General features: G+C 49.8%; 10 protein-coding genes, 1 tRNA gene and 1 other RNA gene. 3 read left to right on the plus strand and 9 right to left on the minus strand.

Going from position 1 to position 11511, the window contains the following annotated elements; translation table 11 throughout:
* The 8 genes from HZY94_RS04755 to HZY94_RS04790 all read right to left on the minus strand — a co-directional run.
* Window positions 1–368 (minus strand): reverse transcriptase domain-containing protein (locus HZY94_RS04755; RefSeq protein WP_257151889.1); only part of this gene is annotated, 368 nt, incomplete at its 3' end.
* Window positions 369–1131: 763 nt separating this feature from the next.
* A complete protein-coding gene (gene pelG / locus HZY94_RS04760; protein ID WP_179925223.1) occupies window positions 1132–2580 on the minus strand; it encodes an exopolysaccharide Pel transporter PelG in 1449 nt (482 codons plus the stop codon).
* Window positions 2580–3977: a GT4 family glycosyltransferase PelF gene (pelF, locus tag HZY94_RS04765; protein WP_179925224.1), complete on the minus strand. Its 1398-nt coding sequence runs from the start codon at window positions 3975–3977 to the stop codon at window positions 2580–2582. Before pelF ends, pelG begins: the two co-directional genes overlap by 1 nt.
* Before the next feature lie 36 nt (window positions 3978–4013).
* Window positions 4014–4913, minus strand: a complete 900-nt coding sequence (locus HZY94_RS04770; protein ID WP_179925225.1) for a hypothetical protein — start codon at window positions 4911–4913, stop codon at window positions 4014–4016.
* A gap of 3 nt (window positions 4914–4916) precedes the next feature.
* Window positions 4917–6653 carry a hypothetical protein gene (locus HZY94_RS04775; RefSeq protein WP_179925226.1) on the minus strand — a complete coding sequence of 579 codons (1737 nt, stop codon included), beginning with the start codon at window positions 6651–6653 and terminating at the stop codon, window positions 4917–4919.
* A gap of 299 nt (window positions 6654–6952) precedes the next feature.
* Window positions 6953–7702 carry a 16S rRNA (uracil(1498)-N(3))-methyltransferase gene (locus HZY94_RS04780; RefSeq protein WP_179925227.1) on the minus strand — a complete coding sequence of 250 codons (750 nt, stop codon included), beginning with the start codon at window positions 7700–7702 and terminating at the stop codon, window positions 6953–6955.
* 1 nt (window position 7703) lies between these two features.
* Entirely contained in the window at window positions 7704–8651 is a 948-nt protein-coding gene (prmA, locus tag HZY94_RS04785) for a 50S ribosomal protein L11 methyltransferase (RefSeq protein ID WP_179925228.1), read from the minus strand.
* An 11-nt stretch (window positions 8652–8662) separates the two neighbouring features.
* Entirely contained in the window at window positions 8663–9133 is a 471-nt protein-coding gene (locus tag HZY94_RS04790; RefSeq protein ID WP_179925229.1) for a DUF3013 family protein, read from the minus strand.
* Window positions 9134–9205: 72 nt separating this feature from the next.
* Here HZY94_RS04790 and HZY94_RS04795 point away from each other — a divergent pair, with 72 nt between their 5' ends.
* The 3 genes from HZY94_RS04795 (at window position 9206) to HZY94_RS04805 (ending at window position 10793) form a co-directional block, all read left to right on the plus strand.
* The gene (locus tag HZY94_RS04795; protein ID WP_179925230.1) at window positions 9206–10459 is read left to right on the plus strand and encodes a replication-associated recombination protein A; all 1254 of its coding nucleotides are present in this window, start codon (window positions 9206–9208) and stop codon (window positions 10457–10459) included.
* Between the two features lie 66 nt (window positions 10460–10525).
* Window positions 10526–10718: non-coding RNA, 6S RNA (gene ssrS, locus HZY94_RS04800), on the plus strand.
* Window positions 10719–10720: 2 nt separating this feature from the next.
* Window positions 10721–10793: transfer RNA gene (locus tag HZY94_RS04805), tRNA-Lys, on the plus strand.
* 265 nt (window positions 10794–11058) lie between these two features.
* Here the strand turns inward: HZY94_RS04805 and HZY94_RS04810 are convergent.
* The coding region (locus HZY94_RS04810; protein WP_306538575.1) for a group II intron maturase-specific domain-containing protein at window positions 11059–11511 on the minus strand (453 nt) is incomplete at its 5' end.

Genomic DNA, 11511 nt, shown 5'->3' on the forward strand with positions numbered 1-11511 from the left:
TGAATAATAGCTGTCTCACAAGAGCGATTGGGACGAAAGCCATAACTATACTCTGAGAAGTGTCTTTCACAGATTGGACTGATGGTTTGAACAATCGCTTGTTGTACCATTCTGTCCATGACTGTAGGGATTCCAAGATTTCGGACGCCACCATTTGGCTTAGGAATTTCAACTCGTAAAACTGGTTGAGGTTTGTACTTCCTCTGCTTTATAAGTTCCTTGGTTTCTCGCCAATGTTGCCGTAGGAAATTATCCATTTCCTCAATGGTAACTCCGTCGATACCAGCAGAACCCTTGTTTCTTTTTACCTGATGATAGGCTTCAAGCATATTGTTCCGAGATAATATCTTATCTAGCAATTCTGACATGTGCGTATTCCTTTCTTGTTTCGGTGTCTGAGGGACATCTTAGATTCGTGAACCTTCTCCTAGTCAATACGTGACCGTCTCCAGTTCTATCAGACCGTTCTTTTACAGACACAAGTGAAGTAGGATTACTTCGGTTAATTGTTCGCCCCTTCGCTCCATTTCCATTACAGAAACTTCATCACTACTATGGGTTCGGCTGACTTCTCATGATTCGTTGTTACTACGTCTACGACGCTCATGAGAACTCACGGGATAAGTCGTATATCTTTCCTCGTTTACTCTCGTGATCTACGCATATAGGTTACGACTACCTTTTGGGACTTTAGAGTTTTCAGCCTCCTCATCCACTACATACGCCTTCATATCACATTTCTGTTCGTAGAGCCACGATTTCGCTATCCCTTCCTCTCCCCGCTACCTCACGATAGTCAGGCTTGGGAGTCGCTATTGGGTTCACCGGTAGCAGGTGCCCACAGAGGACTTGCACCTCAGATATACGACATGCCCGTCGTACTGAAAAGATTCCAAGCCACCGAGCTTGGAATCGGGGGGATTCGGGAAACTTCGGTTCCCGAATAAGGCATGGAACTCGTCAGAGGTCGCTGCCGTCCCCCACCACAGGGAATGCATCCCATATGAATTGAAAGGAAGCCATTTTTAGGCTATATTGTACTCACTATTTATAGATTGTAAAATTCTACCCACTACAGTTGACAAAGAGCCTAAAGAAGTAACCCCGGGACCAACTCCCGGGGTTACTTCTTTATTCGAATTTGGCAAACAGTTTTTCAAGTCTGTGAGCTAGTTTTTGATACCTATCTGTTCTGTTTTGAGCTACTTGAGCTGGATGACCCAGGACATGATAGGTCATCTGTTCCTGAAGGCCAGCTAAACGTCTGCGAGCTAGGAAGACCAGTGCTAGACTGGCAAATAGGAAACCAAAAGCCAGATAGGCAGGAGCAGTCCAAGCCAAGATAGCCGATAAACCTAGAGACAGAAGCGCAAAGAGTTGCGCCAGACTCTTAGCTCCACGGTAGTCCGCAAAATAAAGCAGCGTTAGCAGGTAGGCATTGCCGATTCCATAAATTCCATAACCCAGGCAAAGCTGGTTCAACAGAAAGAGACTCTGGCTCGGCAGACTCGCTTCCATCGGCAAGAGCAGGAGGTTGAGCACCACCATAAGCAAGCTGGTTGCAATGACCTGTTTCCAAATGAGGTAGCCCAGTTCCCGCTGCAAAACCTGCATCATATCGCGCTCAGCCTGTTGCAGACTGAGGTAATTACCTTTTTTATTGTATAAAAGGAAAAAGCGGTGAAAGTGCGGATAAAAGAAAACCTCAACCGAAATGACATAGGTCACCAAACCAAAGAGGGGCAGCAGGAAGGCCAACAAAAGGCCAAAATCATAACTCGGAGCTTGGCGGAAAAGGCCGGAGACGGTCTGACTCAGGGGACTGTAGAGGGCTAAAACAACGTGCCCGTACAGGCCTAGAAAGATCAGCGGACCAACAAGGGCTAAATCCGCGTATTCATCCACACGACCCAGAAATTCAAAGGATAGGCGGTGATTGCTTGGATAATGCAACAAAATCTGGCCGACCATCCGAATTAGGATAAAACCATAAGCTAGACAGGTTCCTAGAAGCAGACCTTGGTCCAGCCCCAGATAGGCTGCTGGCCCGCCCACCAAGGCTAAGATGCCCGCCGCAAGCAGAAAGGCCTTACTGATCGAGCGGTATTCCTGAATGGCTGTTAAATACTGGATCGCATTCCAGATTAAGGTCAGCACCTCAAACAAGAGCAAATTCAAAAGATAGGCCCAAGGACTCAGCCCTGCAAACAGCAGGAAAATCCCATACAGGACGGCTCCTACTACTAACAGCAGAGCACTAGAGGCAAAGAAAGATGGCAGGATTTTTTCTTCCTGATCCTGGTAGAAACTGTCTGCTAGATAGCGACTGACCAGGTAGGAAACCAGGCTCTGGAGCCCCAAGGAGCCCAACATGGCATAGGTAATGGCCGTTAAAACCTGCAAGCGACTCGCCGCATCGACCAGGGTAAATTGGGCCAATACTTGCACCAGACCAACTAGGAAGAAGCCAAGCAGGAAGGGGCCGACATAAATCAAACTTGTATAGCCGTAAGCCTTCTCCTTGGAGAGGGGAGTCTGTTCATCATAAATTTTTCGCAATTCAAAACCGATTCCGGCCACTAGATCAGCCTCCCTTCATACATCTGCTGGTATTTTTTAATCATCTGCTGGTGTTGGTAGCTCCGGGCTACCCGTTGGCGACCCACCTGGCCCATCCGCCAGCGAGCCCCTTCTGATAAAGCCATTTTAATCATGGCCTGGGCCAAAGCCTGACTATCGGTCGGCGCCACCGTCACCCCAGCTAAACCAAGTTGGTCTAGAGGACCACCCTCTAATAGCTCGCGACAAGCACCAACATCGGTCGTCACACAGGGACGACCCGCGGCCAAGGATTCCAAGACAGCTAAGGGTTGGCCTTCAGACAAGCTGGAAAGGACTGTAAAATCCAACTCCTTCATGTAGGAGCGAACATCAACCCGGCCGGCAAAAATCAGCCGGTCTAGCTCCAAATCTTCAGCCAATTGATAACATTGTTGGGCATAGTCTGGATCCACCGTATCCCCCAGAATATGCAGACGGACATTGGGCAAGACCTGACTGACATCCGCAAAAGCGCGAATCAAATTCAAAACATCCTTAATCGGAGCCAGGCGAATCATGGCCCCAATGTCCACCCAATCTCCCGGACCCTTGAGTGGAATTCCATTAAATCGATCATAGTGAATCCCATTCGAAATCACCCTGGTCTTCTGGGCTGGCGCACCCAAGGCAATCTGCGTTTTACGGGCATTTTCAAACAGGGAGGTAATTTGATCGGCACGATCATAAGCCAGCTGCGCCAATTGATTGAAATAAGCAATCCAGGCTTGTTTCAAGGCATGCAGAACCCAGTTGGAACTGAGGATTTCTTCTTCCCGCTCTCGGCTATAAATCCCGTGCTCCGTCACAAAGAAAGGCTGACCGGTCTGCTGGCTGGCCAGCGCCCCTAAAACTCCCGCATAACCTGTCGAAACCGCGTGGTAGACATCTGCCTGGGGAATCTCAGCTCCTAATACTGTTAATAGAGGGCTAACCATGGATTGCATGGAATAATAGAAATCCGTAAACGGAACCAGAGGATAAGACTCCTTGGCCACGTCCTCCACCCAGGAAATAAAGTTTGAACTCCGGGTCAACCAAGTTGGATCAAGACGTCCGGCCTGGGCCGCTTGAAAGAGCTGCGACCAAGACGGTTCTGTCCCACGGATCAAGGCTTGCAGACTGGATCTTTCCGAATCTGATAGGCTTGACGGCGCCTGACCCGCAACCTGAGGGGCCTGGTCCAAAAAGACTTCATAAAAGGCAACCACATTGGCAGGCATTTCATAAACTGGTTCCTTGGATACAGAAGCTCCAGGGTGCACCGTCCAGATGATAAACTCGTGTTCTGGCAAGGATTGAATGTAGTCATGAGCCCAGGTTGAAACACCCCCATGAACATAGGGATAAGAACCTTCAAAAATAAGGGCAATTTTCATACTCTCCTCCTTCTCTCCTCAGTGACAATACAATCCTTAAACAAGGCCTTCTAAGCGTTGCTCCCAGAAACGTAAATTGGCTTCATTTTCATGGGTAATATAAATGCCTTCATCCCGCACCGAAGCCAAGGCTTTGCGGAAATTCCAAGCATCATGCAATTCATAGTAATAGCGAAGCACCAACATCCAAACCTCTTCCCGATCCGACCATTGGGACAGCAGGGTGTAGAGGTTTTCTTGGGCTTCCTCATAATCTTTTAAATCCAAATTAATCTGCGCCAAGCGGAGACTTCCTTTGAAGTGCTGCGACTGCTCCTTTTGGGCACTGGCTAACCGACGCGCTTGGACTAAATAAGCCCGACGAGCCTGCCCCTCCAAGAGGTCCAGCGCCAAATAAGCCTCCAAGGCTTTTTGATAGGCTTTGAGGCGAGCAGGTTCATGAGGCGCCTCCTCATAACTCTTCCGTAAACTCCGAATCTCCCGCTCAGACTCTTCCTGAACACTGGCAATCATGCTGGCAGCATAGTGAACCAACTCCGGATCCTTGTGCTGCCGTGCCATAAAGAGCAATTCCAAGTTGTCCTTGGCCTTTTCCAGTGGCAAGTCTAAGAGCAGCCCCCGAGCCACCCGACTATCCTCTAACAGCAGAGCGGTCTCCAGTGGCAACACCAGCCCCTGATGAGGGTCCAAGTCAACCCCTTGCGTTTGCGTCTCAACCTCCCATTCAACCGGCTCCTCAACCAATTTTGGATCCAATTCAATTTGTTGGCTCAAATGAATAATGGACAACAGCAAGGGACCAAAGATGGGTAACAAAAAAGCAAAAAGCGCATAGTAACCTGGGAAATGAAGAACTCCTCGCTTGCGTTGGCTGGTCAAGTAGCTAGCCCAGATAACATGGATTAGCAAAACCAGGCCTAGAAAAATCCAGTCCATAGGCTACTCCTTCCCTGCAACTCGACCCAAACGCCGGCCAGTCTCTTCTCTTTCCAAAAAGAAGGCCAGTAATTGGACGAAGAATTCGATTTGTTGGGACTCTTGTAGGTTCATGTGTTGGAAATCCACACCCTCAATCCAAAGCAGGTAGGTTACCTGACCAAAAGGTTTAATACTGATCGCGTAGGACGGATAGCCCGCCAAGAGATCAACATTGACCCAAGCTGACCCCTCTTGAATCCGAGTTGCCACCCGTGGTAGGACCGATAGGTCCATTTTTTCAGGCATTCCCTCTTGAATAGCTGCCACCAAGTGGGCTGTAACCAGCCCTTGATCAAAGCGGTAAATCCCCATTTTTTGGGCCTGAATCTTGGTATCCAACTGGCTCAAAGCTTCCGTAAACAAGGTTTTTCCAGGAGCTTGGGCCAGGCGGTTAAACAGGGTTGCAAAATAGCCAAAACCACCTCGCTCACTCAGGATTTGGTAGCGCAAGGATTGGCGATCTTCTAGAACATGGCGGTAATTTTCTTGGAGAGCCTGATGCTCACGTAAGAGGGCCGCTTGCTCAGCCTGTAAAGCAGCTTGTCGATCTAGACTTTGCATTTGCAGATAACCGGCAAGGGCTGTCGCTAACACATAGGCCAGCAGCTGAATCCAGAAAGCAGCTGAGCTTAATAGACTCATCGCTTGCCCCTGAGCCAACAGCAGCTGTAGAAAGACAACCAAGCCTAGAGCTAGGAAGCCCTTCTTAATACCCCGTGCTTGCGCCACCAAGACCAAATACAGCAATGGGAAGGACAAGGATAAGGCAAAGGATTGCTGAGCCACCAAGAGCTGCAAACCTTGAGCCACGAATGCTCCAACCAAAAGTACTAACCCATCCATCCATGGAGACGAAGTGGCCTTCAAAGGAAGAGCCATCTGCTCCGCTGTCTGAAGGCCCGCCACCACAGGCAAATCCAAGATAGCAGCTGGCTCAGACCACTGGTAACGCTCCGTTAACCGAGGTCCCCGTAAATCCTGATAAAGCTCTTGCTCCTGACCTCGGAAGTGAACTTCCAGGTCGGCCAAAACTTCTTCTTTTTGCAAGAAGGCTGCAAGATCACCAAAAGTCGCTGGTGCACTTGGCCGCCAGGCCAGGGTCTCGACCTGATAATCCCAGCTATCAAGGATCCGATAAACAAGGGACGACAGCGCCTCAAGCTTGATAAACAACGCCGGCTGCTCCTCGGACTCCGCAAATTCCAGCCGACCTCGCAGCTGAGCCTGGCTCAACAACTTGGCAAAATAAGCTTCTTGCTCCCAATTTGAAAAGAGATAGGGCAGGTGCAGAATCTTGTAAGGCTGCTCCGTCAAGGTCTCCAGCAAGTCTGCTTCCAACTCCTGCAAACCAGGGAATTTGGACTGCAGCTGCGGTCCTGTTAGGTACAAGAATTTACTGATAGAGACCTTACCAGCCGCTAAAATACTGAGAAATTCCTGCAAAACCACAAGCGACTGGGCACTTGGATTCTTGTAGCTTAGATGGTCTGAGAAAAAGACCACTTGCTCAAAATCATAAGCCTCTAAAATCTCCGTCAAGTTGAAGGGACTCTGCTCGGGCCTAACCACTGTCAAATTCTGCTTTTGCCCCGCATCTAAATCAGAGTCTCCAAAAATAAAGACCTCTCCCTGAGGGAAACTCTCTTGAATAAAGGTCTCCGTTACATAAGACGTATTCCCTATTAACAAAGTCCGCATATTCTGGTTCCTACTTTCCTTTTCCATACATCGTCTAGTTCTGATTGGAGCCGTCTAAGAAAGACAGAGACCCCAATTCTATCAATGTGCTTATTATACCATACTATTCTAGGCGTAACCGCGACCAATTGTAAAAAAGACAGACCAGAGTCCAATCTTCTCTCCATCTAAAAGGACAGAGCGACTAAAAGTGCCGAAATTCCTCTGACTAACCTTCAATAACACCAAAAAACTCCTAGACACTTCGCCCGTCTAGGAGTTTCCTACGATGTGGACCAATTCCCTCAAGACACAAAGCCTCACTGATTTCCAAGCAATTCTAATTGGTAGGAAATCGCACTCAAGAGGTAAAAAGGTGCCGTCTCCGCGCGGAGAATCCTCGGTCCAAGGCCGACCAGCTGGGCTCCCCTTTCCTCATAGGAAGCAATTTCCTGGGGACTGAGACCACCTTCAGGACCAACTAACAATAGGACCCGCTGACCTGCTGCCAGCTGACCAAGAGCCTGAGCCAGGCGGCTACGTTCTCCCGCCTTGGCTGCCTCCTCATAGGCCACTAAAACCAAATCAAAATCCGTAAAACGAGCCAGTAGCTCAGCCTGGCTCTCCAGAAGTTCCACCTGGGGCAAGAGGTCGCGTTTGCTTTGCTCAGCCGCTCCCAAGACCACCTTGCGTAACTTCTCCTGCCGCTTGGCCAACTTTTTGGCATCCCATTTGACCACCGACCATTGACCTGGAAAACCCCAGATTTGGTGCACCCCCAGTTCAGTCGCCTTTTGAGCCACCAACTCCAACTTATCCCCCTTGGGATAGGCGCAGGCCAAGGTCACCTGCACCGGCAACTCCTTGTCAGCAGGGACCGACTGTTCCAATTCAAAGAGGACCGCATCCCGATCGATCAAACGTGCCTGCCATTTTTCTCCTTGGTCAAACACAAAAATCAACTGCTCCCCTTCCTGCAGACGGAGAACTGAAAATAAATGTTTAAGGAGATCCTTCTCCTGGACCTGGTAAGGATTGGTCACCGGGCCTGGGACAAAATACTGCTGCATTCTAGCCTCCAATCACGCCTTCCGGATTCTGGGTCTTCTTAAAGATGCCCGCATTCCATTCACCTTCAATCATCTGGCGTTCCAAATAGAAACCAGCCGCCTCAGCAGATTCCCGCACCTGAGACCACTTATCCGCAATGATCCCACTCATAATCAAGTAGCCTTCCTCCTCCAAAAGACGGTAGGCATCCTCTGTCAAGAGAACCAGAATATCCGCTAGAATATTGGCAACAATAACCTGGGCCCGCTCTTCCACTCCGACCAACAGATTCCCTGCGGCAACTTGGATCCGCTCTGCACCAGGATTCAAGTCAATATTCTCTTGAGCCACCTTCACAGCAAGCTCATCGAGATCATAGGCAAACACCTGCTGGGCACCTAACTGAACAGCTGCGATGGACAAGACCCCGCTCCCGGTTCCGACATCCAGAACCCGTTCACCCCCCCGCAACACCTGCTCCAAGGCATAAAGACTCAATTTCGTAGTTGGGTGGGTCCCAGTCCCAAAGGCCATCCCCGGATCCAGGCGAAGCAGTTTCTCCCCAGGAACAGGCTGGTAGTCCTCTGTCCAAGAGGGCAAAATTGTCAACTGCTGGCTAATCCGGGCTGGCTCATAGTATTTCTTCCAATTTTCAGCCCAGTCCTCTTCTTCCACGTTCTGAGTCTCTACCCGAATCTCTGACTTGTCAAAGTCCACTGGAGCTGCCGCAATCGCAGCCTCTAACTCCACGCGCAACTGAGACAAATCCACCTGTTCCGGGTAATAAGCACGGATCGTCACCGTCGGCAGCACCGCCACCTCTGGCAACAATTCTCCAAACCCATCTTCCTGCCGCTGAAACTCTTGACTGTCCTCAATCGCCACGCCCTGGGCTCCCAGACCAATCAAGAGATCACTCATCCACTCTTCGCCCTCACGCTTTACAATAACCGCTAATTCCTGCCACATCCTTTTTCCTCCTAATAACGCGGATAGGGATAGGACATCCCCTCTTCCACTTTTTCCAAACCACGATCAAAAGCCACTTGATCCCAAACCAATTCAAAATCTTCCGCTTCTTCATCTTGTAAAAAATCAAAAATGGCGTCCAAGCCAGACTCAGCTAGGTCTGACAAAAATTGGACAAAATAAGCTAAAAATTCTCGGGAAAAACCAATCTTAGGGTCATAGGGCAGAACCGTCAAATAGTCCGCCGCCTCATAGCGGGACCTGGCTGGATTGACAAACAACAGTGTCTCCTCCAATAAAAGCTCCTCCGCAAAAACCTGGTCCTCCTCGTCCAGCAAGGCAACTTGCTTCTGATTGGCAATTTCTAACAAAAAAGAGAGCTGAACAGCGTGATTTTTCTTGTCCCATTGAATCTCGTAGTCAAAGGGAAAAGCCCGGTCCAGTTCCTGGTCTAAGACCTCAATAAATCCATATTTAGCCATGGGATTGGCCTCCTCCTGTGTGCTATAATAGTAGTTATTATTCTACCACAAGATTGAAGGAGGAAGAAAGTCATGAATCAAAACCTGGCCCTACGCATGCGGCCCACCAACCTCGACCAAATCGTTGGCCAAACCCACCTAGTCGGGCCCGGAAAAGTCCTTCGCCGCATGGTCGATGCCGGCAAACTCTTCTCCATGATCCTCTACGGACCTCCCGGCATCGGGAAAACCAGTATTGCCAGCGCCCTAGCCGGCAGCACCGGCCAAGTTTTCCGCACCTTCAATGCCACAACAGACACCAAACAACGTATGAAGGAAATCGCTGAAGAAGCCCGCTTCTCCGGTAGCCTGGTCCTCCTCCTCGATGAAATCCACCGCCTCAACAAGGACAAACAAGACTTCTTCCTCCCCCTCCTGGAAAGCGGCCAGCTCACCATCATCGGAGCCACAACTGAAAACCCCTTCTATTCCATCAACCCCGCCATCCGCTCCCGCCTCCAAATTTTTGAACTCAAACCCCTCACCACCACCGAAATGAAAGCCGGCATCAGCTCAGCCCTCGACGACCCCGAACGCGGCTTCCCCTTCCCCGTCCACCTGACCTCTGAGGCCCTCACCTTCCTCAGCCAGGCCAGCAACGGCGACCTCCGCGCCGCCTACAACACCCTCGAACTCGCCGCCCTCTCCACCCCAAAAAACGAGAAGGGCCAAGTCCAGCTCACCCTGGAAATCCTCCAAGACTCCCTCCAAAGCAGCCACCTCACCCTCGACAAGGACGGCGACGGCCACTATGACCTCCTCTCTGCCCTCCAGAAATCCATCCGTGGCAGCGACGTCGACGCCAGCCTCCACTACGGTGCCCGCCTCATCAAAGGCGGTGACCTAGACAGCCTAGCCCGCCGCCTCACCGTCATCGCCTACGAAGACATCGGCCTCGCCAACCCCCAAGCCCAAATCCACACCGTCACCGGACTTGAAGCCGCCAAACGCATTGGCCTCCCCGAAGCCCGCATCATCATCGCCAACATCATCGTCGACCTAGCCCTCTCCCCAAAATCCAACTCCGCCTACGCTGCCATGAACCAAGCCTTAGCTGACCTAGAAACCTTCGGTTCCCTACCCGTGCCAGACCACCTCCGCAGCGGCCAACACACCGGTAAGAAACAAACCTACCTCTATCCCCACGACTACCCGGACAAGTGGGTCAAACAAGATTACCTACCCGCTCAACTCAAAAACCGCCACTATTTCCACCCCAACCAGACCGGCCGCTACGAACAAGCCCTAGCTGCACGTAAAGACTGGATTGACCAAGCCAAAAAATGATGGCGTTTCCATTTTTTTAAGTTTTTTACTTGCCAATTCAAAAAAAAGTGATATGATAGATATAAAGATACGCTGTGGTGTGCGAATTCATACTCAAGTGTTGACCGACTATTTTTTGTATAACCCGGGAGACAAAGACATCTAACCGCGTGCAGGCCGTTCCACACGGAAGCAGCTTCAGTTAGAGCATGTCACCCACCTGCTTATTTGCGCGGGTTCAATACAAACCATGAATTTTCGGCACCAATACAGCTATTTTTTGCCTCCTTAGCTCAGCTGGCAGAGCAGCGGACTCTTAATCCGTGGGTCGCAGGTTCGATCCCTGCAGGGGGCATCCATAATAACACTCCGAAAGCCTGTTAAATCAGGCTTTTTTGAGTGTCTGGAAAGGGGATTTTGTAAAAGTGTCCCATTTTTGTCCCAATTTGAAAACAGAAAAACAGGGATCATCCTACATTTCATTTGCAAGTGGTTAGATCGCAATGACAACTAGTATTGCTAGCCCAAAAACACCTGTTTAAGCTGAAAAGAACAATCGAGTAGAGGCTAATTTCTAGTCCCTCTCACACCACCGTGCGTGCCGTTCGGCACACGGCGGTTCAACTAACTTTTAACGCATGTCGTTTAAGATAGAAATCTAGACAAGAAACCAGTCCTCTTTTAGTAAGGGCTGGTTTTGATATAGCTCGCTTTAAGACTGACTTTTGTGCCACTAGTTGATAGTGGTTACCCCAGCCAGATACTTTATCGGCTATCCATTTCGGAACACCTAGTTTCAGAAGTCCCCATAGTCGTCTCGATTTTTTCTTCCATTGCTTCCAGATAATGACTCGGATACGAGTTCGTAAACGCTCATCTATTTGCGTCAGTATCGTCTTCATATTACCAAGTGAGAAGTAATTTACCCAACCGCGGATAACCCAATTTAATCGTTCAATCCGTGTCGTTAGGTCAATGCTCCACTTCCTCGTCGTTAGTCGCTTCAGCTTGCGCTTAAAACTCTGTACACTATCTTGATGGGGACGGCATTTCCAGCCTTTCGGAGATTTCCA

Origin of the sequence: Streptococcus danieliae (genome assembly GCF_013415245.1) — a bacterium.
GTDB lineage: Bacteria > Bacillota > Bacilli > Lactobacillales > Streptococcaceae > Streptococcus > Streptococcus danieliae_A.

Excerpts from the sequence above, each read along its gene's own strand:
- pelF (WP_179925224.1), bottom strand. The coding sequence starts at position 3,977 with ATGAAAATTGCCCTTATTTTTGAAGGTTCTTATCCCTATGTTCATGGG.
- HZY94_RS04780 (WP_179925227.1), bottom strand. The coding sequence starts at position 7,702 with ATGCAGCAGTATTTTGTCCCAGGCCCGGTGACCAATCCTTACCAGGTC.
- HZY94_RS04770 (WP_179925225.1), bottom strand. The coding sequence starts at position 4,913 with ATGGACTGGATTTTTCTAGGCCTGGTTTTGCTAATCCATGTTATCTGG.
- HZY94_RS04790 (WP_179925229.1), bottom strand. The coding sequence starts at position 9,133 with ATGGCTAAATATGGATTTATTGAGGTCTTAGACCAGGAACTGGACCGG.
- prmA (WP_179925228.1), bottom strand. The coding sequence starts at position 8,651 with ATGTGGCAGGAATTAGCGGTTATTGTAAAGCGTGAGGGCGAAGAGTGG.
- HZY94_RS04775 (WP_179925226.1), bottom strand. The coding sequence starts at position 6,653 with ATGCGGACTTTGTTAATAGGGAATACGTCTTATGTAACGGAGACCTTT.
- HZY94_RS04795 (WP_179925230.1), top strand. The coding sequence starts at position 9,206 with ATGAATCAAAACCTGGCCCTACGCATGCGGCCCACCAACCTCGACCAA.